The organism is Streptomyces sp. B8-7, assembly GCF_058833805.1.
Genome location: NZ_JBYRRL010000004.1, coordinates 436,648 through 460,757, shown reverse-complemented (window position 1 = coordinate 460,757; position 24,110 = coordinate 436,648). Strand labels below are relative to the sequence as shown.

The following is a 24,110-nucleotide window of genomic DNA, read 5'->3' as shown; positions in this document are numbered from 1 at the left end:
GGATGCCCAGGGCGTCAACACCGCCGCTACCTTCAGCTTGTTGCACGCGGGTGTTCATGGGGCCGGTGGAAAGCGGTGGATACCGGTTGTTTCCCGGGCCGATCGCGAGGGGAGCCGTGTTGCGGGAGCCGGTCCGGGCCGCGCATAGTTGCGCTGCGAGACGCGGGAGTCGGGGGTGGGACGGGCGATGGCCGGGCACGCGACGGAGGAGCACCCGCACGGTGCCGACCGGCTGTGTGCTGCCGGGGACCGCGTGTACTCCCGGGCCGTACGGCGCGGCCGGGTGCCCCGTTCCGACGCCGAGCAGGTGCCCTGTCTGCTGGACCTGGCCCTGCTGCACCCGGACCCCGACGACATGGACTGGCTGGTGCCGACCGCGCCCCAGGAGGTCATGACGCGGCTGCTGCGCGGGGTCTACGACGAGGTCAGCGCGAGCCAGCGCCGGGTGGGCGCGGCGGTGGCCGCCGCCGAGCGGTACGCCGGGCTGGGCGGCGGCAAGCGGCGCTCCGGTCCCGGGGAGGGCGCCGCGCTGCGGGTCCTGGACGGGCCGGCCCGTATCCAGGCGGCCCTGGACCAGGCGACCGACGCCTGCACGGGCGAGGTCCTCACGGTGCAGCCGGGCGGCATCCGGCGCGAGCACGAGCTGACCGAGGGCCTGCACCGGGCGCTCGCCCTGCGTGCGCGGGGGGTGCGCATGCGCGACCTGTACAACCACGTCGCCCGGCACGGGCAGGGGCTGCTGCACTATCTGGAGCTCATGGGCGACGCCGTGGAGGCGCGCACGCTCGACGAGGTCGTCGACCGGCTGATCCTGTTCGACCGCACGGTGGCGTTCATCCCGGCCAACCCGGAGCGGACGGTGGCGCTGGAGCTGCGCCACCCCGGTCTGGTGGCCTACCTCGCGACGGTGTTCGAACGGCTGTGGCGGGCGGCGGTGCCGCTGACGACCGCCATTCCCGAGCCCGGCATCGAGGGGGTCTCGCACCGGGAGCAGTCGATCGCGGCGCTGCTCGCGGAGGGGCACCAGGACGCGGTGATCGCCGAGCGGCTGGGGATCAGTGTGCGGACCTGCCGGGCGCACATCGCGCGGCTGGCGGAGACGCTGGGCGCGGCCAGCCGTACGCAGCTGGGCGTGCGGATCGCGCAGGCGGGCCTGGACGGGGCGCCGCCGGACGCGGCGCCGGCCGGGCTCACGCTTCCCGATCCAGGATCGCCGAGCGTGCGATGAGGTAGCCGAGCTGGGCGCGGCTGTCGCTGCCGAGGGTGGCGGCGAGTTTGGCGATGTGGACGCGGGCGGTGCGGACGTTCATGCCCAGCCGGTCGGCGATGACGGCGTCGGTGTGGCCCTCCACGAGCAGGGCGGCGATGGCCCGCTGCCGTGGTGTGACGCCGTCGAGGGTGGGCTGCTGGACGGCCTGCGGGTACATGGGCGTGGCCAGCCGCCACAGGCGGTCGAAGGCGGTGGCGAGGTACTCCACGAGGGCGGGTACGCGGACCTCCAGGGCGAGGCTGCCGTCCCGGTCGCCGGGGACGAAGGCGACGGTGCGGTCGACCACGATGAGCCGGTCGGTGATCTCGTCGAGGGTGCGGGCCTCGGCGTCGCCGCGCAGCTGCTCGTAGCGGGCGGCGACGAGCGGCAGATGGCGCTGGGTGTGCTGGTAGAGCGTGCGGATGCGCAGCCCGCGGTCGAGCAGGGCCTGGTCCCGGTCGAGGGCGACGGCCTGCGCCCGTTCTCCGCGGCTGCCGCCGCTGCGGTTGCTGTTCGGCTGCACGCACAGCACCTCGGCGGTGGCCTCCTCCATCGCCTCGGAGATGGCCCGGTTGATCCGTTCGGTGCCGCTGAGCACGGTGACGGCCGGCAGTTCCTCCGGCTCCGCGGCGGGCCCGTCCAGGCGCATCAGCGGGGCGAAGGCCTCGGCGAGGCGGGTCTCGCGGTTCCGCTGGTCGGCGATGGCCTGTGCGGAGCTGTGCAGCAGGCGGTGCAGGGCGAGGGCGGGGGCGACCGGTTCGAGGCGGGCGGGGTCGGTGACGGTCGGCTGGAGCAGCCCGTGGTCGAGGAGGCAGGGCGCGCCGCGGAGGTCCGCGGCGGTCACGCCCCCGTCGCGCAGGGCGCGTTCGTAGAGCCGGGTCGCGGCAGGGCACAACGCGTCGGCGCTGTGGTCGGGGTGCGGCGGCGGGGCGCTCACTCGTGTGCTCCCTCCTGGTCGAGGATGCCGGACCGCGCGATGAGGTAGCCGAGTTGGGCGCGGCTGTCGCTGCCGAGGGTGGCGGCGAGCTTGGCGATGTGGACGCGGGCGGTGCGGACGTTCATGCCGAGGCGGTTGGCTATCACGGTGTCGGTGTGCCCTTCGACCAGGAGCGCGGCGATGGCGCGCTGGCGGGCGGTGATGCCGTCGAGGACGGGCTGGTGGACGGTCTGCGGGTGCATGGGCGTGGCGAGCCGCCAGAGCCGGTCGAAGGCGGTGGCGAGATGGTCGACCAGGGCGGGGACGCGGACTTCCAGGGCGAGGCTGCGGTCGGGGCTGGCGGGCAGGAAGGCGACGGTGCGGTCGACGAGGACGAGGCGTTCGGGGATCTCGTCGAGGGTGCGGGCCTGGGCGTCGCCGCGGAGCTGTTCGTAGCGGGCGGCGATGAGGGAGCGGTAGCGGCCGGTGTGCTGGTAGAGGGCGCGGATCCGGCCGCCGCGGTCGAGGAAGTCCTGGTCGCGGCCGAGGGCGACGGCGGAGTAGGCGGCGAGGAGCTGCCCGCTGTGCGGCTGCACCGACAGCAGTTCCTCCGCGGCGGTACTCAGCGCCTCGGTGATCGACTGGTTGATCAGGGCCTTGCCGCTGAGCAGCCGGATGCCGGGCGGGACGGATCCGGACCGGCCGTCGATGCGCATGAGCGGGGCGAACGCCTCGGCCAGGTGCGCCTGCCGGTGCCGCTGTTCGGCGACGGCCCGCGCGGTGGCGCTCAGCAGCCGGTGCAGCGCGAGGGCGGGCGCGACGGGTTCGAGGCGCTCGGTGGGGCCGGGTCGGCCGGGGTGGCCCTGACGGCCGGGATGGCCGGGGTGGCCGGGGTGGCTCTGACGGCCGGGGTAGCTCTGACGGCCGGGCTGGACGTGGTGCCCGTGGTGCCCTTGGGACCCGTGGTGTCCACCATGGGATGCATGGGTCGCATGGGTCACTTGGGACCCATGCGGCTCGTGCGACCCGTGCGACTCGTGGTGCCCGTGGCGGGCCGTGCGGCCGGGGGCGTCGAGGAGGGTGCCGCCTTCGCCGCCTTCGCCGCCGTCGCCGGGTCCGTCGGGTCCGTCGGGTCCGCCGGGTCCGTCGGGTCCGTCGGGTCCGTCGGTGTCGCGGCCGCCGGGTCCGCCGACTTCGTCCGGGCCGCCGGGCTCACCGTGCTCGTCCGGGCCGCCGGGCTCACCGTGCTCGTCCGGGCCGCCGGGCTCACCGTGCTCGTCCGGGCCGCCGCGGTCGCCGGGGCCACCGCGGTCGCCGTGGTCGGGGAGGCCGGGGCGGCCGCCGCCGGCGGGCAGGCCGTGGCCGCCGCTCCCGGCGCGGCGGAGCAGCCCGAGGTCGAGCAGACAGGGGGCGGCTTCGGCGTCCCGCCCGGTGACCGAACCGTCCCGCAGGGCGCGTGCGTACAGCTCCCGGCCGGGCTCACACAGCTCGTCGGCGTGATGCGGGCGGTGCGGACGGTGGGGGTGCCTCTCGGCCGCCATTCACTGTTCCCGATCCAGGATGCCCGACTGGGCGATGAGGAAGCCGAGTTGTGCGCGGCTTCCGCTGCCGAGGGCGGTGGCCAGCTTGGCGATGTGCGCGCGGCAGGTGCGCACGTTCATGCCGAGGCGGCGGGCGATGGCCTCGTCGACGTGGCCCTCCACGAGGAGTTTGGCGATGGAGTACTGGATGTCGGTGATGCCGTCGGGGTCGGTCTCGTAGGGAGTGCCGGCGCGCAGGGGGACGGCGCGGCCCCACATGAACTCGAAGACCTTGATGAGGTAGCGGACCAGTCCGGGGTGGCGCAGTTCCAGGGCGATCTGCCGGTCGTCGCTGATCGGGATGAAGGCCACGGCCTCGTCGCAGATGATGAGCCGCTCGACGAGTTCGTCGATGGTGCGGTACTCCACCTTGGCAGTGGCGAACTGGTCGACGTACGCCAGGCGTTCCGGACTGTAGCGGGCGGTGTGCTGGTAAAGGGTGCGGATCCGGACGCCGCGCTCGATGAGCGGACGGTCGCGCTCCAGGCCCTCGATGAGGCGGCGTTCGGGGCGGTGGCCGCTCGGCTGGACCGTCAGCATCTCGTTCTGGCACTGGGTGGTGGCCAGCGTGAGCGCGGCGTTGATGCGGTCCAGGCCCTCCAGGACGGTCATGGAGTCGGTCGGGGCGGTGGCCTGGGCGCTGAGGGCCATGAAGGGCTCGAAGACCTCGGCGAGGTCGATGGAGAGCCGGCGGCGGTCGGTTATCTCCTGCTCGATGGGGTGGAGACGCTGGGCGAGAGCGACGGCGGGCGGCACAGGACGCAGCCAGGTGGGGTCGTCGGGGTCGGGATGGAGCAGCGCGAACTCCATCAGGCAGGGGGTGTTCTCGACGTCCTCGCGGGCGATGCGGCCCGTTCTCAGTGCGTCCGCGTAGAGTCGGCCACCTTCGTCACACAGTTCGGTCACAGCATGGGGATGTGTGGCCTTAGTCCGATTCATGCTGAAATCTCCACCCCCCAGGCTCCTGAACATGCAGGAACATGATGCACCGATTGTGTGGCCATGACGTGCCTGAATGAGCCATCGTCTTATCCGACGGGGGAAGAGGGGACCTTCAAGTGAGGACGAAGCCGACTATGCGTAAGAGAATGCTTCGCTCGGTGCTTGTCGCCGCCTTCTCCGCCGTTGTGGCCTTCGGAACGCTGGGGGCCCTCACGGGGGCGGAGAGCGACGTTCGGGCGGACAGCGTCTGGGCCAATGTGCGAGCGTCCGCCGATCCTGTTTCTGCCGGCGATGCCACCGCTTCGCCTCAAGACAGCGTGTGGGCGTGACATGACGACACCACCAGACGACCGCTCGTTCCGCCGGGAGATGGCCACCGCCTACCGCTCCGGCTGGCACTTCATCGATCTGGTCACCGCCCTCCCCCACAGCGGGGACTCGTTGATGGTGACCGTGTTCGGAGAGCCTGTCGTGGTCACCCGCGACGAGGACGACGACGTACGGGCGTACCGGTGCCTGCGCCGGCCACGCGGGGCGCCGCAGCCGGTGCGGTGCGCCATCCGGTACGGAATGATCTTTGTGAACCTCGACCAGCGGGACCACCGGCAGACGGACCCCCAGTCCGCTCCGGTCCCGCGAACCATCTCGGCCACCCCCCGCAGTGCCTGACGCGATTCCCCCGTCGTAACAGATCGCCTCAGGTGCTTCCCCCCGCAGCGGCGTCACCGTGACCTGAACACGGTGACGCCGCTGCAGTTTCCGGGGATTTCTCCCGCCATCATCCGACATGCGCCCGCGGCGCGGTGTGGCTCGATTCAGCCTCTGCCGAGCGCCCGGGTCAGGTCGATCTCGATCACGACCCGAGCGGGGTTCGGCGCGGGGGTCCGCCGGTAGCGCTCGGCGTAGCGCCGCACGGCCTCGGCCACCCGCTCCGGGTCGTCGGAAACCCGCGCACGGCCCTCCAGGGTCGCCCAGCGGCGCCCGTCCACCTGGCACACCGCCACCGGCGCGCCCTGCGCCCCCGCCGCCCGGACGTGCTGCACCTTGTTGCTGGCGCCGCTCGTGATCACCCGGGCGAGCCGCTCCCCCGGGTCGTACGTCACGCCGACCGGCACCACGTGCGGGGTGCCGTCCGGGCGCAGGGTCGTCAAGGTGCACAGGTGCCGTTCCCGCCAGAAGGCGAGGTAGTCCGGGTCGGGGGCGCCCGGATCCCGGGCGTACCGCCCGCCCGCCCGCTCGGCGGGCCCGCCCGCGCTCATGTTCCTGAACCTGTCGTCATGTTCCTGCTCTTCCCGGTCTTCCTGCTCTGCCCGGTCTTCCCGGTCGCCGGGGACCCCTGGTCTCCGGGGCCTTCAGGCCCTCGGGGTCCTCGGGGTCCTCGGGGTCCTCGGGGTCCTCGGGGCCCTCGGGGTCTCCGGGAGCGCCGCCCCTTCTGCGCCTGCCGCGTCTCCCGGATCCCGCGTCCTCCGCGTCCCCGCGTCCTCCGCGTCCTCCGCGTCCTCCAGGCTTCCACGGCTTCCGTGTCTTCCCGGACGGGCGGTTTTCCTGGGCGGACGGCCTTCCCGGATGCGGCGGCCTTCCTGGGTGGACGGCCCTCCCCGATGCGGCGGCCCTCCTGGACGGACGGTCCCGAACCGGTGGTCCTCCTGGACGGACGGTCCTGAACGGGCGGTCGCGGTCCCGAACCTACGGGGCCGGCGGACGGGTGCGGGACGGCCGTGGCGTCCCGCACCCGGACACCGGGTGCCCGTCTGCCCGGAAAGGCTCCCCGCACTGCCTTGAGTGGAATAGACTCAACTTTGTGTACGTTAGCTGAGTCAGCACTGGGAGACGTGGCACTGACGGCTGACGCAAGGAGGAGAACGCGAACGTGGACGCCGAGCTGACCAACCGGAGCCGGGACGCGATCAACGCGGCCGGAAACCGCGCCGTGACCGAGGGGAACCCGGACCTCACCCCTGTCCACCTGCTTCTGGCACTGCTCCAGGGGCAGGGGACGCGGCAGACCAACGAGAACATCACCGACCTGCTCGCGGCCGTCGACGCCGACCAGGCCGCCGTACGCGCGGGAGCCGAGCAGGCCCTCGCCCAGCTGCCCAGCGTGACCGGGTCCACGGTCGCGCCGCCGCAGCCCAACCGCGAGATGCTGGCCGTGATCGCCGACGCGCAGGCGCGCGCCGCCGACCTCGGCGACGAGTACCTGTCCACCGAGCACCTCCTGATCGGCATCGCCGCCAAGGGCGGTGCCGCCGGCGACGTGCTGACCCGGCAGGGCGCCACCGCGAAGAAGCTGCTGGAGGCGTTCCGGAAGGCGCGCGGCGGGCGGCGCGTCACCACCCCCGACCCCGAGGGCTCGTACAAGGCGCTGGAGAAGTTCGGCACCGACTTCACCGCCGCCGCCCGCGAGGGCAAGCTCGACCCCGTCATCGGCCGGGACCAGGAGATCCGCCGGGTCGTGCAGGTGCTGTCCCGCCGCACCAAGAACAACCCCGTGCTCATCGGGGAGCCGGGCGTCGGCAAGACCGCCGTCGTCGAGGGGCTCGCCCAGCGCATCGTCAAGGGCGACGTGCCCGAGTCGCTCAAGGACAAGCGGCTCGTCGCACTCGACCTGGGCGCGATGGTGGCGGGCGCGAAGTACCGCGGCGAGTTCGAGGAACGGCTGAAGACGGTCCTCGCCGAGATCAAGGACTCCGACGGGCAGATCATCACGTTCATCGACGAGCTGCACACCGTGGTCGGCGCGGGCGCCGGCGGCGACTCCGCGATGGACGCCGGCAACATGCTCAAGCCGATGCTCGCCCGCGGCGAACTGCGCATGGTCGGCGCGACCACCCTCGACGAGTACCGCGAGCGCATCGAGAAGGACCCGGCGCTGGAGCGGCGCTTCCAGCAGGTGCTCGTCGCCGAGCCCAGCGTGGAGGACACCATCGCGATCCTGCGCGGGCTCAAGGGCCGCTACGAGGCCCACCACAAGGTGCAGATCGCGGACGCCGCCCTGGTCGCCGCCGCCGGCCTCTCCGACCGGTACATCACCTCCCGGTTCCTGCCCGACAAGGCCATCGACCTCGTCGACGAGGCGGCCTCCCGGCTCCGTATGGAGATCGACTCCTCGCCCGTGGAGATCGACGAACTCCAGCGGGCCGTCGACCGGCTGCGGATGGAGGAACTCGCCCTCGGCAAGGAGACCGACCCCGCCTCCCGCGAGCGCCTGGAGAAGCTGCGCCGCGACCTCGCCGACAAGGAGGAGGAACTGCGCGGCCTCAACGCCCGATGGGAGAAGGAGAAGCAGTCCCTCAACCGGGTGGGCGAGCTGAAGGAGAGGCTCGACGACCTGCGCGGCCAGGCGGAACGCGCCCAGCGCGACGGCGACTTCGACACCGCCTCCAAGCTGCTGTACGGCGAGATCCCCACGCTGGAGCGGGACCTGGAGGCCGCCTCCGAGGCAGAGGAGGAGGCCGTCTCGCTCCGGGGGAAGCCCACCATGGTCAAGGAGGAGGTCGGCTCCGACGACATCGCCGACGTGGTCGCCTCCTGGACCGGCATCCCGGCAGGCCGCCTGCTGGAGGGCGAGACGCAGAAGCTGCTGCGCATGGAGGACGAGCTGGGCCGCCGCCTGATCGGCCAGGGCGAGGCGGTGCGCGCGGTCTCCGACGCCGTACGACGCTCCCGTGCGGGCATCGCCGACCCGGACCGGCCCACCGGCTCCTTCCTCTTCCTCGGCCCGACCGGCGTGGGCAAGACGGAGCTGGCCAAGGCCCTCGCGGACTTCCTCTTCGACGACGAGCGGGCCATGGTCCGCATCGACATGTCGGAGTACGGCGAGAAGCACAGCGTCGCCCGTCTCGTCGGCGCGCCCCCCGGCTACGTCGGCTACGAGGAGGGCGGCCAGCTCACCGAGTCCGTGCGCCGCCGCCCCTACAGCGTCGTCCTGCTGGACGAGGTGGAGAAGGCCCACCCCGAGGTCTTCGACGTGCTGCTGCAGGTCCTCGACGACGGCCGGCTCACCGACGGGCAGGGCCGCACCGTCGACTTCCGCAACACCATCCTGATCCTCACCTCGAACCTGGGCAGCCAGTTCCTGGTCGAGCCGGACACCCCCGAGGAGCAGAAGAAGCAGCAGGTCCTGGACGTGGTGCGGGTGTCCTTCAAGCCCGAGTTCCTCAACCGGCTGGACGACCTGGTGGTGTTCTCCGCGCTGTCGAAGGACGAGCTGGGCCGCATCGCCCGGCTCCAGATCGACCGCCTGGCCCGCCGCCTCGCCGAGCGCCGCCTCACCCTCGACGTCACGCCCGAGGCCCTGGCCTGGCTCGCCGAGGAGGGCAACGACCCGGCCTACGGTGCCCGCCCGCTGCGCCGCCTGGTGCAGACCGCGATCGGCGACCGCCTCGCCAAGGAGATCCTCGCGGGCGAGATCAAGGACGGCGACACGGTCCGGGTCGACACCTCCGGCGAGGGCCTCCGGGTGGGACCCGCCACGGGGAAGACCCTCTAGAGGGCCCCGGGGGAACCGGCGCGGACCCGGCGCGCCCCGCCCCCCTTCCCCCGGGGGCGGGGCGCTCTGTGCTGCGATCGGCCTGATCGTGTCCGCCGAGGGCTGACAGGGGTAGTCGGGGGTTGCCACGCCCCTCCCCGCATGGGGGAGGATGACGGAATCCGTACGAAGGGAAATTCACGGTGAGCATCGACCCGTCCTCGATTCCGAACTTCGGGGGCAAGCCCCAGCCCCAGTCCCAAGGACCGGCGGGCCCCGTCGTCCCGGATCAGGACCTTGTGAAGCAGCTCCTGGACCAGATGGAGCTGAAGTACGTCGTCGACGAAGAGGGTGACCTCGCGGCGCCGTGGGAGCAGTTCCGCACGTATTTCATGTTCCGCGGTGAGGGGGAGCAGCAGGTCTTCTCGGTGCGGACCTTCTACGACCGGCCGCACCCCATCGAGGAGAAGCCGCAGCTTCTGGAGGCGATCGACGACTGGAACCGGCGCACCCTGTGGCCGAAGCTCTACACGCACACGCACGACGACGGCACGGTCCGCCTGATCGGTGAGGCGCAGATGCTGGTCGGCACGGGCGTGAGCCTGGAGCACTTCGTGTCGTCGACGGTGAGCTGGGTGCGCGCGGCCATCGAGTTCGAGCGCTGGCTGGTCGAGCAGCTCGGGCTGGAGAAGGACGTCGAGGACATCGGCGGCGTCGACGGCACCGAGCGGCCGCAGGACGGCGACTCGGACGAGCCGGGCGCCTGACCCGTCCCACCCCGGCGGCAGCGGTCCGCCCGGGCGTCCCGCAGGGGACGTCCGCCACGGAAGAGCCCGGCCCGGAATCCCACCCGGCCGGGCTCTCGCCGTACGACGGCCCGACGACCGGGAGGCGCGCGCGTCGGCCGGCCCGACGGGCTCGGCGACGCGGCACCGTCCGTCGTGTCCTCACCCCTCGGGAAGGAGCCGTTGATGAGCGTCGACGCGATCGTGCACACCGAGTTCCCCAAGGGATACACGGTCCTGTTCGGGGCCGACGGAAAGGTGATCATGACCCCGCGGAGTGCCGAGCACTCCAGCACGATCAAGTCGATGCAGTTCGACACCATCGTGTCCCTCGGGCGCCGTGCGAAGACCGTCTCCGCCGCGTCCGCCAGGACCTCGACGCGTTTGCAGAACGCGAACCGGACGTACGGTGCGCCGGCCTCTTTGTGGTCGTAGAAGACGGCGTTGGGGATGGCGACGACCCCCGCCCGTTCGGGGAGGGAACGGCAGAAGGCGAAGCCGTCGCTCTCGCCGAGGTGCCGGATGTCGGTGGTGATGAAGTACGTGCCGGCCGGGCGGAAGACCGTGAAGCCCGCCCGTTCCAGGCCGCCCGCGAGCAGGTCCCGTTGGGCCAGCATGTCCGCGCGGAAGTCCGCGAAGTACGAGTCGGGCAGGCGCAGGGCCTCGGCCACGGCGTACTGGAAGGGCCCGGAGGCGACATACGTCAGGAACTGCTTGGCCGAGCGCACCGCGGCCACCAGGTCCGGTGCGGCCGTGACCCAGGCGACACCTCGTTCGTGCACCTGTGCGCAGGATGCGCGGCACGCCCTCGGGGAGGCCGGCGAGGTCGGTCGGCCCGGTGCCATGAGTCCGTGTGACGGAGAACCCGGTTCGTCGCACGGAGACTCAATGCCGCAGTCGCTGGGGGTGACACCCCCATGTACGGCCCTTGCGGTAGCCGACCGCTCGCCCTCAGCCGAGTTGTCTTGTCGGCCCCGGACGGGCGATAGCGTGAGGCGGCAAGGACTGTTCCTGACAGGGTGGACGATTGTCATGCGGATGCGGTTCGAACCCGGGGCCGAGGAAGAGTTCGAGGCGGCGTGCGGGCTGCTGGTCGACCGCCTCGTCCGGTGGGCCGGGGAGCAGGCGCTGCCGGTGGACGGGTTCACGGCCGAGAGGGCACTGGACTACCGGCACCGGGCGACCGCCGACGGCCGACTGGGACTGTGGGAGTCGCGCCATGTGGAGGAACTACTCCTCTCCTGGCTTCCCGAGCAGGTCACCGAGCTGCCCGGGGAGGAACACGCCGACGCTCCGGGCACACTGCGCACGTTGCTGCGCTATCTGCACGCCACGCGGTTGGCGGACCCGCGCGGCCCCACCCTTGAGGACTCCCTCGCGGCGGTCGACGCCACGGCGGGGCGGTATCCGGCGGCGATGGCGGACCGCACCCGCTGGGGGATGGCGAAGTTCTGGGCCATGACAGCGGCCGAGCAGGGCGTGGACGTCCTGGACGGGGCGGCGTTGCGGCGCTTCACGGAGCGGGCGCAGCGTGGGGAGGTCGTCTACGACCAGCAGGCCCTCGACGCGATCATGGAACGGCGGGTGACCGGCCACACACTGTCCGGTGTGCCGCGGGCCGAGCCGCAGCTGCCCGTGGTGCTGCCACCGGACGGCGAACTGCGTCGACGGGCCGAGGCATCGGCGGTTCCTGCGCAGTTGCGCGGACTCGCCGAGTGGGCGGGGCGCGACGGCCGCGCGGTGACGGCGGCGGGGCGGCTGCGGATGGCAGATGCCCGCGAGCTGGTGGACGTACTGGACACCGGGGACAAGGTCGACGGGGTGCGCTCTTCGGCCGACCTGCCGCGGCTGGGACTGCTCTTGGAGTGGGCGAAGAAGGCGCGGCTGGTCCGGGTGGTCAAGGGGCGTCTGCACGCGGTGGCCAAGGCCCGGCCGGTGCTGGCCGACCCGCTCCGGCTGTGGCTGCGCGCCTTTGACACGTGCTTCGAGTTGCGGCAGGCCCTGATCGGCGCGCGGAGCGGCTGGCACGTCGAGTCGATGCTCTTCGACGTCTATGAGGACATCCTGGAAGATGTGCTGAACACGCTCTACAGCCTGCCGTACCCGATGCCCTGGCCGCGGCTGCGTGACTCCGTACACCTGGCCTATCGGACCCGCTTCCAGCTGGACGGCGGGTCGGATCTCCGGCACCGGATGTGGTTCGAGCACGCCGACCGGGACCTGCGCACGGTACTCGCCCTGCTGGACGACCTGGGCGCGATCGAGCGTGACCGTGGGATGGCCGACCGGGTGTTCCTGGACGTCGACCTCTCCGACACCGGACCCGAGCTGCCCACGGGCATGCCGCCGGAGCTCGCGGAGCTGCTGGGCGTCGCGGGGGCGGCAACGGACCCGGCGGCGCGGGAGCGTGCCGATGCCCGGCGAGAGGAGCTGACCGCTGGGCCGGTCGAGCTCATCCGTCTCACCGAGCTCGGTACCTGGGCCGTACGACAGCGGTTGCTGGCGGCCGGCCGGGACGCACCACTGGTCGGTGAACTGACCCAGGCCCCGGCGGCCGGCCTGCTGGGGGTGCTGGCCGAGGACTACGACCCGGACACGGCTCGCACGGAGCTGGCCGGCTGGATCACGGCCCGCGGCGAGCGGGACGGCGCCCTGCGGCAACTGACCGACGCCGTAAGAGCCATGACCTTCCGCACGCGTGCGCAGGCGATGCTCGACGTGCTGGCGGCGTCGTTGCCGGAGGGTGAGGGCGAGCGGCTGCTGCGCACACTGCGGCAAGACGCACAGCTGGCGCCGCTGGCGCTGAACGCGCTGGCACACCGTGAGCTGCTGTCCCCACAGGACATGACCGATGCCGAGCATCTGCTGGTGCTCGCCGAGAGCCTGCTGCAGCTCGTGGAGTTGGCGGGCGGCGGGGACGGCGTCGAGGAGATGCTGCGCGCTCAGGGCCCCCAGGCCAGGGACGCGGTGGCCGCCGCGTTGGACTCCGCGCACCCGGACCGGGCAGGACTCGACGAGCTCAGGCAGCCGGCGGCCCGGGCACTGGGTACCCACGGCGCCCGCATCGGCCGCGCCCGCAAGGCCCGGCGCTCCTCAGGCGGGAGCGGCCGCAAGCGGCGCCGCTGACCGGGCGACTCCGCCTGGCCCCCAGACGCCGGGTGCGCCGGCACTGGCATGGAGCCGGGCGGAGCGAAACCGATGGTCCTGGCGTCGTACGCTCTCGGTGGCGCGCTACCGTCGGGGTCGTGGCTGTGGGATGGGGCGAGGACGGACTGCGGGCCGTGCGTGGCGCGCTCCACGCGCAGGACGGCGTGGCACTGCTGGCGGCGTTGCGTAGTGGAGCAGTGGGAGTACGAAATCACCAGCGGCGGCAGGGTCCGCTATCTGGTCAGCCCGGACACCACGACTGTGATCCTTGTGTACGCCTCCCCGCGACACCCTGAGGACACCGGATAGCCTCCGGTGTTCTCGCCCGTGCGGAAGGCAAGGCGAACCGGGGCGCGGGCTGCGACGGGCTCCTGCGGTGCAGGCGTCGGGCCGACCGGAGTCGGAGGACGGCCGCGCCAAGGACGACCGGCCCCATGGAGCGGCGGTCAGTGCGCGAACGCCTTGCGGAGTCGTTCCGCCGCGTCCGCCAGGACTTCGACGCGTTTGCAGAACGCGAACCGGACGTACGGTGCGCCGGCCTCTTTGTGGTCGTAGAAGACGGCGTTGGGGATGGCGACGACCCCCGCCCGTTCGGGGAGGGAGCGGCAGAAGGCGAAGCCGTCGCTCTCGCCGAGGGGCCGGATGTCGGTGGTGATGAAGTACGTGCCGGCCGGGCGGAAGACCGTGAAGCCCGCCCGTTCCAGGCCGCCCGCGAGCAGGTCCCGTTTGGCCAGCATGTCCGCGCGGAAGTCCGCGAAGTACGAGTCGGGCAGGCGCAGGGCCTCGGCCACGGCGTACTGGAAGGGCCCGGAGGCGACATACGTCAGGAACTGCTTGGCCGAGCGCACCGCGGCCACCAGGTCCGGTGCGGCCGTGACCCAGCCGACTCCGCGTTCACGCACTCATTCTCATGCGGGTCCGAAGGCTACACCCCCGAGCGACAGTGAGCCGTTGTGTACACATGGGACACTCGGTACTCTTGGGTGCATGACACAGCCCATGCCGATAGAGTCCATCCGCGATGTCCGGGCACATCTGGCCGAGGTCGTGGAGCGGGCCGACCGGGACGACGTACCTACCGTCATCACCCGGCGCGGCAAGCAGGTCGCCGCCGTGGTGTCCATCGAGGTGCTGCGCAAGTACCAGGAGTGGGAAGAGCGCGAGATCAACCGGATCATCGACGAGCGCATGACCAACCCGGCACCCGGCATCCCGATCGAGGACATCATGAGGGAGACGCTGGCGCGCAGTGAGTGAGTACCGCACCGTCTTCCGAGCCGAGGCTCAGGCCGAACTCCGCAAGGTCCCGCGAGACATGGCCCTCCGCATTCTGGCCAAGCTGACTGAGCTGGAGAGCGACCCGACGGGGTTCAACACCACGGCCCTCGTCTCCCAGCCCGACCGTCGCCGCCTCCGGGTGGGCGACTACCGCGTGATCTACACGATCGACAACGGCGAACTGGTGGTGTGGGTCGTACACGTCGGGCATCGCTCCACCGTCTATGACACCTGAGCGCTCCTGACATCGGTCAGCAGGCGAACGCCTTGCGGAGCCGTTCCGTCGCGTCTGCCAGCATCTCGGTGCGTTTGCAGAAGGCGAACCGTACGAACGGGGCGCCGGCCTCGCGGTGGTCGTAGAAGACGGCGTTCGGGATGGCGACCACGCCCGCGCGTTCGGGCAGGGCGCGGCAGAAGGCGAAGCCGTCGGTCTCGCCGAGGGGGCGGATGTCGGTGGTGATGAAGTACGTGCCCGCCGTCCGGAACACGTCGAACCCGGCGTCCGCCAGGCCCGTGGCCAGGACGTTCCGCTTGGCGAGCATGTCCGCGCGGAAGCCCTCGAAGTAACTGTCCGGCAGCGCGAGGGCCTCGGCGACGGCGTACTGGAACGGTCCGGACGCTACATAGGTGAGGTACTGCTTCGCCGAGCGCACGGCCGAGACGAGCGCGGGCGCGCCGGTAGCCCAGGCGACTCCTTGTTCGTACACTCATTCATATGCCGCGCAACAGGCCCACCAGGGGCAACACCAGCACCAACGCCGCCGCCGGTGAGCCCGCGGCCATTTACTGCCGCATATCCCAGGCGGACGACGACGACCAGACCGGCGTCGACCGTCAGGAGCGCATCTGCCGCGAGATCGCCGACCGGCGCGGCTTCGTCATCGACCCCGCCCACGTCTTCGTGGACAACAGCCGCTCGGCCTGGAGCCGCAAGCGGAAGCGGCCCGGCTGGGACCGTCTGCTAGAGGACGCCCGGAATCGTGGGTTCCGGCACATCATCGCCTATCACCCCGACCGGCTTATGCGGCAGCCTCGTGACCTGGAGGAACTGCTCCAAGTCTCCGACGATCACGCCATCACGCTTCACGGTGAGGCGAACCGGCGCGACCTCTCCGACCCCGACGACCGTTTCATCCTCCGTATCGAGGTCGCGCACGCCTGCCGGTCGTCGGATGACACCTCACGGCGGTTGAAGTCCGCGATGCAGGACCGGGCGCGGGAGGGGAAGCCGCAGGGCGGGGTGAGGCGGTTCGGCTACACCAAGGACGGGATGACGGTCGTCGAGGAGGAGGCCGAGATCGTCCGGGAGGTGTTCGACCGCTACCTGAAGGGGGAGGGGGCGGCACCCATCGCGAAGGACCTGCACGGCCGGGGCATCCGTACGGCCGGCGGCAAGGCGTGGACCAGCGGCACTGTCCGTGCGCTGCTCGACTCTCGACACGTCGCCGGAATTCGGATGCATCAGGGCGAGGAGGTCGGCCCTGGATCCTGGCCCGCGATCATCGACGCGGGTGTGTGGGCGGAGGCGCGGACGCGGCGTGAGTACCGGTCGGCGGTGTATCGGGAGGCGCTCAGCAAGCCGGCGCAGCGTTACTACCTGCTGCGGGGGCTGGTGATGTGCGGGCGGTGCGGGACGTTGATGTCCGGGACGGCCAAGGGCACCGGACCGGTCTACCAGTGCAACCGCAGGGGCCGGAACGACGACAAGAAGTGCACCCGGTCGATCACGGCCCTGACGCTGGAGGACTTCGTCGTAGACGCCGCGGTCGAACTGCTTGGCAAGCTGCGCGTGGACGGTCGCCTCGCCAGCAGCAATCTCTCCGAGAGCGTGACCGAGGAGCTGGAGGACGACCAACGGCTACTCGGCGAGCTGAACCAGATGTGGACCGCGAAGGAGATCTCCACGGCGGAGTACCGCAAGATGCGCAAGGAGATCACCGACCGGATCGCCAAGGCGCAGCGCAAGGTCGTCGTCCGGCCGATGGTGCTCCTCGACGGTCTGACGGGCGCGGGCGCGCGGGCGGCTTGGAACGCTGAGGACATGACGGACGAGCGGCGCAACGCAGTGCTGCGGTTCCTGTTCTCCGGGGTGGTCATCGATGAGACGAAGAAGTTCGGCCGATACATGGACTGGGACCGGATCGGCATCGAGCAGAACCCGCTGTAACGGGTCGGCAGCCCGGTCCTCGCGAAGTCCCGCCGGGGGTGCGGGGAGGTAGGGGCGTGGGTCGTACGACGTCCTCAGGCGCAGCGTCGCCGCCTTGGGTCCGTGTCCGCCCGCTTCTCTGTCCTGCCCAAGTGCGAGTGGGCGAGCCGTAGTTGGTGCCAGGGATCGAGGCCGGCTCAGGGTGTCGAGCGTGCGCGCGGCCAGGCAACATAGTCGATGATCGCCGGTTAGCAAAACCGGGGATTCTCCGGATCATTGACGTCGCTCACCGCTTGCCCGCTCGCTCCGCGTCGTGGCAGGTGGATCGCCGACCGATATGCCCCAAGGACGTCTATGCCCCAACGACAGCCACAGCTCACCGAGATCCAGCCTGACCGCGACATCGCCCCCGAGTACGAATCCGACCGCCGCCAGAAGCCGAATGAGGCCAGGGATGCCGCTCTCCGGCGCGTGTGCGACGGGTTCACCGCGACGATCAGCCCGCGGAGCGCGGCTCGGCTCGCGGACCTGCTCTCCGCCGAGAGCTATGCCCAGGCGGCATGACCACGCCCGCTTCGGCAGCTTGGGATTCGGTTCTTCCGCTTCGGAAATGCGGCACAGGACGCGTGCGCCCTGAGCTGTTCGCTTTCTCGGCGTAGTGCTGGACTTGTGCCTGGTGGGTGTGGCTGTGTTGGTCGTGCGCCCCGGACACTGGTTCCGGAGTCGCGAATCCCCGACACGCCATCGCGGGGGCCAAGGTGCCCCTTGTGTACGCCTGCGCGCAGCGGTGCCGACCGCCGCAGACGCGCCAGGAAACTCCAAGCCGCGCCCCCTTCCTGCACGCCGCCTGAAGCGGACCCGCGCGCAGCCTTCAGCCTCGACGTAGGAGCCGCCTCCAGATGAGCCTTGACGCCCGCGAATGGGTGTGGGACTACAGCCGCAGCAAGGGCACTGCCCGCATGATCCTCGCCTTGATCGCCGACCGGTGCCCCGACCGGCGCTGCATCGCGTACGCGTCCGTGCCCACCCTCATGAAACGCGCCAACGCCTCCCGTACGGCAGTGCGTGACGCCCTGGCCAAGCTGATCGCCGACGGGGAGCTGGTCCCGCTCGCCGGCCGCAAAGGGCCGCGCGGAGAGACGTACTACCACCTGCCGGACGCGGCCCGGTTCCTCGCCGAACAGGCCGCCGAGGGGGATCAGGATCTGACCCTCCTGGGGGATCGGGTTCCGACCCCGGGGGGACCGGAATTCGACCCTGTCGACGCCTTCGAAGGGGGTTCGGAATCTGATCCCCCGGTTCGGATTCCGACCCCTGGGGGGTTCGGATTCAGACCCTCTGCGGGTGCGGATTCCGACCCCCAGAACAGAAGAGAACCGAAGGTGAACGGTAGTAACAGCAGCAGCTCTGCCCCGCTCATCTCCGCCGCCGACTGGCAGATCGACGACGACGCCGGGGCCTGGCTGCAACACCACGGCCACCTCGACCGACTCGGCGAGCACGCCTTCCACGCCGCCGACGAGAAGTGGCGCACCTACCGGGCTGCATCGGCGCCCCGCACCGCCTCCGCATGGGCTGCCGACTGGCGTGCATGGATTACCCGCGAGCACACCCCGACCCCCGAACGCCCGCATCTGCGCGCCCTGCCCGGTGGCAACGCCCCTGCCCCAGCCACCGGCATGAGCCGCTCCGAGGCACACATGGCCGCCCTGCTCGCCGCCCTCGACGAACCGAACGAAACGGAGTAACCACCCTGCAACGACGCGAAGTCGCCGCCGTCCTCGCCTATATCGGCCGCCTCGACCCCCGAGCCATCCGAACCGGCACGAACGAGGTTCGTGACCAACTCGTCCAATGGCACGAGCTGCTCGGCGACGTGCCGCTCGTGACGGAACACGGCTGGGATGTCCGCGAGGCGATACGAGCACACGTCCTGGACTCCCCGTACCCGATCCTGCCCGTGGACGTCGCCCGCAAGTGGCGCGCGTACCGGCGCGACCGCCTCGACCGACACACCGACCCCACCCCGTCCGCCGATCCGGACGACTCGGCCTCCTGGCGTGCCGAGTTGCTCCGCACGCGGCACGCTGTCGCCGCCGGAAGGGCCGAGCCCTCGACGCACCGGCAGATCACCAGCGGTGCCCCGCACCCGGACATCGAGTCCCGCCTCGCCGCCATCGGAACGTGCATCCCGCCGACAGTCCGTGCCGAGCTGGCCCCCTACCGGCCGGCCCGCGCCGCACGCGAGGCGGCCGTCGCCGCGGGACAGCCCGACGCCCTCAGCGTTCCGTGCCAGTGGTGCCACGCCCCCCAAGGCGAACCCTGCCGTAACCGGCGCGTCGGTCTCGACGGCCGTGCCCGGGGTAACGCGCCCCGGGCGACGCCCCACCCGACCCGCGTGGACTTCGCCGTGGCGGAGCGCGCTCGGCAAGAAGCAGCGTGACCCGCACTGACTCCCTGCCGTGGACGCGCTGATCACACGCGGCAGCTATCACGCGTGGGGCTCCTCACAGGAGGGGTCCGCGTGTACGCCCCTTCGTGTACGTCCTCACTCCCCTCGCCTTCCTCCCCGTGGAGACCGTCTGCATGACCCTCGGCAACACCGCACAGACAAGCGCCGACGGTGGCTTCGCGCCGCTCCTGCCTCACTGGGCCACTCCGTCGGTGGTCGGCGCCGTCCTGGTTCTCGTCGGCATTCTGCTCATTGGATGGCTCCTGCGTCGACGCGCCCAGAAGCCCGGTGCCGCGCAGCGACGTGGCAGCGCCGCCATCCCGGTCGCGGCTGTCGCAGCGATCGGCTGTACCGCCTACAGCGCGGACACCAGCTGGCGCTTCGCCGCCGACTACCTCGACATGGGCGGCACCGCCGAGCGCGCCGCGATGTTCGCCGTCGCCGAGCTCGCCCTGTTCGCCGCCGCGCTGATGGCCCGGATGAACCTCAACGGCCCGAAGCAGGCGCCCGGGGTGCCCGGCACGCTCACCTGGGTGATCACCGGCGTGCAGATCGTGCCCGCCTTCGCCGAGTCCGGGCTGGTCGGCGGAACCGTGCGGGCCTTCGTCGGCCCGGTCCTGGCGGCGGTGCTGTGGCACCTGGCCATGGGCATCGAACTACGCAACCGCAGCCCGCACGCCGACTCCCGCAGCCTGACCGCCGTCCTCACCCGGCAGGCGCGCGAACGGCTGCTGGCCCGCCTGGGAGTCGCCGACCGGGACGCGGACGCCGCCCGGATCATCCGCGAGCGCGCCCTCGACCGGGCCGTCACCCTGATCCTCCGTGCAGAGGCCATGACGCCGGAGAAGCGCGCCAACCGGCGCGGCCGGCGCCTCACCCGCCGCCTGCACCAGGCCCTGGAGCAGGCCGACGTCGACCGCGACGAGCGCCAGGACCAGCTGCTGTTGCGCAAGCTCGCCGCCCGCCAACAGGCGCTCGCCCTGGCCTCCGTTCCGCTGCCCCGGCGTTGGCCCGCCCTCACCACGGACACGACGGGCACCTCCACGACCACCCGCCCGCGGGCCACAGCGACAAAGCGGGCAGAGTATCCGGGCTGCCCGCCCGAGACCGGTACGGGCGATGACGCCGCCCACCGGGCTGCCCGCCCGGAGCCCGTAGCCCGCCCGTACCGGCCCGCCCGCACATCCACGAGCCCGGACCCGAAACCGAGCGAGGAACCGCCGGACGCCAATCCGGGCGAGGCCGCGCGGGCGAAGCCGAATCGCCCGGGCCGCAAGCCGCGGGCGACACCCGGTCTCCTCACCGAGTACGCCCATCGCATCTTCCGTGAAACCGGACGCCTCTCCCGCGACCTGCTGGAGGAAGCCGTGCGCGAGGACGGCTACAGGGTCGCCAGCGACACCGCCGGAGAAGTCGTCCGCACCGTCAAGGCCGAGCTGAAGCCTGCTCGCGCCAGCCAGCCCCACTGACCTGCTCCACCCAGCACCGGAGGAGAACCGCTCAATGCACGACCCGCACCACGAACTCCCCACTCCCCAGGAGGAGATGGTCACCACTCCCGTCACACGCGCAGCAAGTTGTCGGATAAGGAGTCCTTATCCGGCCCCCGCCCTGGAGGGGGTGGAGGCGTCCGGCGCCGGGGCGGCACCGGAGTCGGCCGGCCCGGGGGGACCAACCGGGACAGGGGGAGCCGAGTCGTCGTCGAGCATGCCGCAGCAACAGTCTGCGCCGCGTCGCCGTCTGCGTGACAAGCAGCTGCGCGAGCGCCGCGTCCACCCTCGCTACAACGACGACGAGTTCGCCCTGATCGTGAATGCCGCTGCCCTGAGCGGCATGGCCCTTGGCGGCTACGTGGCTGAGTGCTCGCTCGCCGCCGCCCGCACCGACGACCCCACCGCGGCGGTCGCCGACTACCGCGCCATGGTCAAGGCGCTGATGGCCGCCAACGGACGGCTCGGCATGATCGGCAACAACCTCAACCAGCTCACATGGCACCTCAACAAGGACGGTGCCTGGCCCCACCCCGACGTCGTCCAGCGGCTCCTGGCGCACGTCGAGGCATCTATCGCCGAGCTGGACACCGCCGTAGCCCAGGTCACTGAGGGGCGGTGAGCGGGTGATCCCCAAGATCATCCTAGGCGTCGGCCCGCATGCAACGCGCCGCACGATCGGCTACCTCTTCGGCAAGGGACGGGCCAACGAACACACCGACCCCCACCTGGTGGCCTCCTGGAACGGCTTCGCCCCCGACCCCGGCCGCAGCCCCCACCGCGATCCGAAGGACGCGATGGCCCAGCTCGTCGCACAACTCGACCAGCCCGTGAAGATGCTGGGGGACAAGGCGCCCAAGGACACCGTGTGGCACTGCCCCGTCCGCGCCGCCCCCGAGGACCCGATCCTCACCGACGCCCAGTGGGCCGACATCGCCCGTCGGATCGTGGCTGCCGCCGGTATCGCCCCCGACGGGGACGAGCACGCCTGCCGCTGGGTGGCCGTCCGCCACGCCGACGACCACATCCACATCGCCGCCACCCTCGTACGCCAGGACGGACGGCGCCCCGAGCGCGGCTACGACCAGCGCGCCGTCCAGAGCGAGGCCCGCAAGATCGAAATCGACTACGGGCTCCGGCAGTTGAAGCAGGGAGACGGCACCGGAGCCAAGCGCCCCACCAGCAAGGAACACTTCAAGGCCAAGCGCCTGGGCCAGGACGCCGCCACCCGCGACGTGCTGCGTCTGCGGGTCCGCCGCGCGGTTGCCGCCGCAGCCGACGAGGCCGAGTTCTTCGCCCTGCTGCAGGCGACGGACGTGATCGTGCGCCTCAAGCTCGGCCCCTCCGGCGACGCGCTGGGCTGCAACTTCGCCCTGCCCGCAGACACCAACGACAAAGGCGAGCCGGTGTTCTACGCGGGCTCCACCCTCTCCCCCGACCTGTCCCTGCCCAAGATCCGCAAGAGCCTCGCCACCACCGGCTCCGCACCGGCCACCGCCCGGCCGGGCAACCCGTGGCACCAGGCCACCGCCGCCGCCGAACGCATCCCCCACCACCTGGCCCACGACGACGCCTCCGCCGCCCAGGGCCAGCTCGTCGCGCTCGGTGCGACGCTGGACCTGCTCCCGGTCACCGCCCCGGCCGCGCTGAGGGCCGAACTCGAACGGGCCGCAGCCGCCTTCGAGCGCGCCACCCGTTCCCGTATCACCGCCGATCTCGCCAGCACCCGCGCCCTGCGCCGCAGCATCCAGGCGATCTGGCGCGACCGCCCACAGGAGCGTGACGGCACGGGGCTGGCGATGCTCCTCGACGCCGCCCTCACCGCCGTGGCGTTCGCCGTGCACTGGCACCGCACCCACCAGCACGCCCAGCAGGAAGCCGCCGCCGCACAGGCACTCGTCCATCTGCAGATCGCGTACGGGCAGGTTGCCGAGCCGGTCCTGGCGGGCCTCGCACAACGCACCCCCAGTGACCAGATCAAGCGCCGCTTCGCCCATCACCTCCAGGAGGCGGTGCCGGAGCACGCCGAGCGCATCCTCAACGACGCCTCCTGGGACGCGCTCGCCACCGTGCTCGCCGAGGCGGAAGCCGCCGGGCACAACGCGGTCACCGTCCTGGACCAGGCCCTCGGACAGCGCACGCTCGACGACGCCCACAGCCCGGCCCGCGCGCTGACCTGGCGCATACGGCGCCTCGGCGAGCGTCATGCCCCCGGCCCCCGCGCCCAGGCAGCAGCCCGCCCCACAGTCGGCGTGCCGCTTCAGCAGCGGCCTCCTGCGCGGCGGCGCTGACCCTCAGGCGCGCGGACTGTAGCCGACGATCCCCGGTTACCGAAACCGGGGATCGTCCGGAGCATTTGTGCCCCACCCCCGACCTCCGGAAGGAACCCCCTGCATGTCCCAGACCGACATCCGCCCCCGCGTCGTCATCCTCCTCGCCGACGTAGACCCCTCCCGCCGCGACGAACCCGGTCGCCTGTACCGCCGCGACGGCCGCCCCCTCACCGGCGCCGAGCACGATCTGTTCGCCACCAGCACCTCGGACGAGATAGCTATGGCCGTTGCGCACGGGCTGCCTGACGAGGCCGACTGGATGAGCGAAGCCGACCTGGTGGCGAAGGCCCTCGTCAGCCTGTACATGAAGTACGCGTACCAGCTGCCCGACGACTGCCTGGACAGCGTCTACGACCTCATGACCGACGAGGACTACGCGGAGTTCGAGCGTCTGACCGACCTCCAAAGCGCCCTGTATGCACGCGAAGAACACGCCGAACTCGAAGAAGACTGACCGACCACACACCAACGGGCGGCAATTCAGGACTCCTCCCACCGGCCTGCGGCGTCAGCACCACGCACCCAGGCCCCACACACGCTGCAGGCCCGACCGGAAACACCGGCCGGGCCTGCGCCATCCACGCGAACTCACGAGGTCACACGGGCTTTCGCCACCGCCTCCGCCACATGGGCATCAACCAGCGCGGGCGAACCCGAGACCACCGCAACCACCATCCCCACACGAACAGCCGTCTGCTTAACAACCTGGCTACGTCCTCCTGCCGTGAAGGTAAGCAGTTGGCCCCACTGCTCGTCACCCAACCTCGGGGCGGGCACCTCCTGGACGGTGACCGTGACGGCCGTGCCGCCGGCGAGGACCCGGTAGCTGGAGCAGGAGGTCATCGCCTCAAAGATCCGGCCCACGCCACTGGAGAGCTCGGCTGCGGTGCCGCTGTACAAATCCTCGGAGACCTCCGAGCCGGTGCCGCTTGCGTAGGTGAAGGAGACCTTCGCCCGGTGCGGGAAGTCGAGGCTGCCGCCGGCCGCAGCGTCGCCGCCGAGTTCACCCAGCGCGGGACAGCCGGTCACGGTGACGTCATCGTGCCGGCTGGGCTGCTCCGCCTTGCGGGCGTAGCCCTCGCCCAGGTCACCCTCGTCCAGAAGCCTCTTTGCCAGCGCGGCCGAGGACAACGGCCCCGCAGCCGGGGCGTTCCTGCCCTCCTGGCGTCCGGAAACGGAGGCGGAGGCGGAAGACGTCGGGTCTGTGGCCCGGGTGCTGCTGTTGGAGCAGGCCGTCAGGACCAGGACGGACACGGTACCGAGGCAGAGCGCGGTCGTGGTGGGAAAACGCATGTGGAACCCCCATGTTGGTGCGGAGCGA

General features: G+C 71.5%; 20 protein-coding genes and 4 pseudogenes. 16 read left to right on the top strand and 8 right to left on the bottom strand.

Annotated elements, in window-relative coordinates:
- Positions 1-187: 187 nt before the first annotated feature.
- Positions 188-1,228 carry a helix-turn-helix transcriptional regulator gene (locus AC5K6T_RS21935; RefSeq protein WP_493211473.1) on the top strand — a complete coding sequence of 347 codons (1,041 nt, stop codon included), beginning with the start codon at positions 188-190 and terminating at the stop codon, positions 1,226-1,228.
- Here the strand turns inward: AC5K6T_RS21935 and AC5K6T_RS21930 are convergent.
- The 3 genes and pseudogenes from AC5K6T_RS21930 to AC5K6T_RS21920 all read right to left on the bottom strand — a co-directional run bounded on the left by AC5K6T_RS21930 (position 1,191) and on the right by AC5K6T_RS21920 (position 4,684).
- Complete coding sequence (locus tag AC5K6T_RS21930; protein ID WP_493211472.1) at positions 1,191-2,186, bottom strand: helix-turn-helix transcriptional regulator; 996 nt, start codon at positions 2,184-2,186, stop codon at positions 1,191-1,193. The two genes, AC5K6T_RS21935 and AC5K6T_RS21930, sit on opposite strands and share 38 nt — an antisense overlap.
- A pseudogene (locus tag AC5K6T_RS21925) lies at positions 2,183-3,025 on the bottom strand (helix-turn-helix transcriptional regulator); the annotation flags it as partial. The gene AC5K6T_RS21930 and the pseudogene AC5K6T_RS21925, both read right to left, overlap by 4 nt.
- Positions 3,026-3,706: 681 nt before the next feature.
- Positions 3,707-4,684: a helix-turn-helix transcriptional regulator gene (locus AC5K6T_RS21920; RefSeq protein ID WP_493211470.1), complete on the bottom strand. Its 978-nt coding sequence runs from the start codon at positions 4,682-4,684 to the stop codon at positions 3,707-3,709.
- 333 nt (positions 4,685-5,017) lie between these two features.
- Here AC5K6T_RS21920 and AC5K6T_RS21915 point away from each other — a divergent pair, with 333 nt between their 5' ends.
- The gene (locus tag AC5K6T_RS21915) at positions 5,018-5,356 is read left to right on the top strand and encodes a hypothetical protein (protein WP_493211468.1); all 339 of its coding nucleotides are present in this window, start codon (positions 5,018-5,020) and stop codon (positions 5,354-5,356) included.
- A gap of 146 nt (positions 5,357-5,502) precedes the next feature.
- On the opposite strand, the gene AC5K6T_RS21910 is transcribed toward AC5K6T_RS21915, so the two are convergent.
- Positions 5,503-5,946, bottom strand: coding sequence for a pyridoxamine 5'-phosphate oxidase family protein (locus AC5K6T_RS21910; RefSeq protein ID WP_493211466.1), 444 nt, complete (start codon positions 5,944-5,946; stop codon positions 5,503-5,505).
- A 611-nt stretch (positions 5,947-6,557) separates the two neighbouring features.
- Between AC5K6T_RS21910 and clpB the strand changes: the two genes are divergently transcribed.
- The 3 genes from clpB to AC5K6T_RS21895 all read left to right on the top strand — a co-directional run bounded on the left by clpB (position 6,558) and on the right by AC5K6T_RS21895 (position 10,378).
- A complete protein-coding gene (gene clpB, locus AC5K6T_RS21905) occupies positions 6,558-9,179 on the top strand; it encodes an ATP-dependent chaperone ClpB (RefSeq protein ID WP_493211464.1) in 2,622 nt (873 codons plus the stop codon).
- Positions 9,180-9,361: 182 nt separating this feature from the next.
- Positions 9,362-9,925: a type III secretion system chaperone family protein gene (locus AC5K6T_RS21900; RefSeq protein WP_493211462.1), complete on the top strand. Its 564-nt coding sequence runs from the start codon at positions 9,362-9,364 to the stop codon at positions 9,923-9,925.
- Positions 9,926-10,129: 204 nt separating this feature from the next.
- Positions 10,130-10,378: a hypothetical protein gene (locus AC5K6T_RS21895; protein WP_493212225.1), complete on the top strand. Its 249-nt coding sequence runs from the start codon at positions 10,130-10,132 to the stop codon at positions 10,376-10,378.
- Here AC5K6T_RS21895 and AC5K6T_RS21890 read toward each other — a convergent pair.
- Positions 10,297-10,710, bottom strand: a pseudogene (locus AC5K6T_RS21890) (aminotransferase class I/II-fold pyridoxal phosphate-dependent enzyme); the annotation flags it as partial. The gene AC5K6T_RS21895 and the pseudogene AC5K6T_RS21890 sit on opposite strands and share 82 nt — an antisense overlap.
- A 271-nt stretch (positions 10,711-10,981) precedes the next feature.
- Between AC5K6T_RS21890 and AC5K6T_RS21885 the strand changes: the two are divergent.
- Positions 10,982-13,069 carry a hypothetical protein gene (locus tag AC5K6T_RS21885; protein WP_493211460.1) on the top strand — a complete coding sequence of 696 codons (2,088 nt, stop codon included), beginning with the start codon at positions 10,982-10,984 and terminating at the stop codon, positions 13,067-13,069.
- 467 nt (positions 13,070-13,536) lie between these two features.
- On the opposite strand, the pseudogene AC5K6T_RS21880 reads toward AC5K6T_RS21885, so the two are convergent.
- Positions 13,537-13,977 (bottom strand): annotated as a pseudogene (locus AC5K6T_RS21880) (aminotransferase class I/II-fold pyridoxal phosphate-dependent enzyme); the annotation flags it as partial.
- Between the two features lie 100 nt (positions 13,978-14,077).
- Between AC5K6T_RS21880 and AC5K6T_RS21875 the strand changes: the two are divergent.
- The gene (locus AC5K6T_RS21875) at positions 14,078-14,347 is read left to right on the top strand and encodes a type II toxin-antitoxin system Phd/YefM family antitoxin (protein WP_005483715.1); all 270 of its coding nucleotides are present in this window, start codon (positions 14,078-14,080) and stop codon (positions 14,345-14,347) included.
- Positions 14,340-14,603, top strand: a complete 264-nt coding sequence (locus AC5K6T_RS21870) for a type II toxin-antitoxin system RelE family toxin (RefSeq protein WP_005483716.1) — start codon at positions 14,340-14,342, stop codon at positions 14,601-14,603. Before AC5K6T_RS21875 ends, AC5K6T_RS21870 begins: the two co-directional genes overlap by 8 nt.
- 16 nt (positions 14,604-14,619) lie before the next feature.
- Here AC5K6T_RS21870 and AC5K6T_RS21865 read toward each other — a convergent pair.
- Positions 14,620-15,060 (bottom strand): annotated as a pseudogene (locus AC5K6T_RS21865) (aminotransferase class I/II-fold pyridoxal phosphate-dependent enzyme); the annotation flags it as partial.
- A gap of 23 nt (positions 15,061-15,083) precedes the next feature.
- On the opposite strand from AC5K6T_RS21865, the gene AC5K6T_RS21860 reads away from it, so the two are divergent.
- The 8 genes from AC5K6T_RS21860 (at position 15,084) to AC5K6T_RS21825 (ending at position 23,243) form a co-directional block, all read left to right on the top strand.
- Positions 15,084-16,535, top strand: coding sequence for a recombinase family protein (locus AC5K6T_RS21860; protein WP_493211458.1), 1,452 nt, complete (start codon positions 15,084-15,086; stop codon positions 16,533-16,535).
- Positions 16,536-16,868: 333 nt separating this feature from the next.
- Positions 16,869-17,078 carry a hypothetical protein gene (locus AC5K6T_RS21855; RefSeq protein ID WP_493211456.1) on the top strand — a complete coding sequence of 70 codons (210 nt, stop codon included), beginning with the start codon at positions 16,869-16,871 and terminating at the stop codon, positions 17,076-17,078.
- Between the two features lie 335 nt (positions 17,079-17,413).
- Entirely contained in the window at positions 17,414-18,262 is an 849-nt protein-coding gene (locus AC5K6T_RS21850) for a helix-turn-helix domain-containing protein (protein WP_493211455.1), read from the top strand.
- A 5-nt stretch (positions 18,263-18,267) separates the two neighbouring features.
- On the top strand, positions 18,268-18,957 hold the full coding sequence (locus AC5K6T_RS21845) for a zinc finger domain-containing protein (RefSeq protein ID WP_493212170.1): 690 nt from the start codon (positions 18,268-18,270) through the stop codon (positions 18,955-18,957).
- Positions 18,958-19,100: 143 nt separating this feature from the next.
- Complete coding sequence (locus tag AC5K6T_RS21840; protein WP_493212168.1) at positions 19,101-20,435, top strand: hypothetical protein; 1,335 nt, start codon at positions 19,101-19,103, stop codon at positions 20,433-20,435.
- Positions 20,436-20,673: 238 nt separating this feature from the next.
- Positions 20,674-21,078 carry a plasmid mobilization protein gene (locus tag AC5K6T_RS21835; RefSeq protein ID WP_493211453.1) on the top strand — a complete coding sequence of 135 codons (405 nt, stop codon included), beginning with the start codon at positions 20,674-20,676 and terminating at the stop codon, positions 21,076-21,078.
- A gap of 4 nt (positions 21,079-21,082) precedes the next feature.
- Positions 21,083-22,747 (top strand): relaxase family protein, encoded by a 1,665-nt coding sequence (locus AC5K6T_RS21830; protein WP_493211452.1) that lies wholly within the window; start codon positions 21,083-21,085, stop codon positions 22,745-22,747.
- A gap of 103 nt (positions 22,748-22,850) precedes the next feature.
- On the top strand, positions 22,851-23,243 hold the full coding sequence (locus AC5K6T_RS21825; RefSeq protein WP_493211451.1) for a hypothetical protein: 393 nt from the start codon (positions 22,851-22,853) through the stop codon (positions 23,241-23,243).
- 134 nt (positions 23,244-23,377) lie between these two features.
- Here AC5K6T_RS21825 and AC5K6T_RS21820 read toward each other — a convergent pair whose 3' ends face one another.
- Positions 23,378-24,082 carry a hypothetical protein gene (locus AC5K6T_RS21820; protein ID WP_493211450.1) on the bottom strand — a complete coding sequence of 235 codons (705 nt, stop codon included), beginning with the start codon at positions 24,080-24,082 and terminating at the stop codon, positions 23,378-23,380.
- Positions 24,083-24,110: the final 28 nt, after the last annotated feature.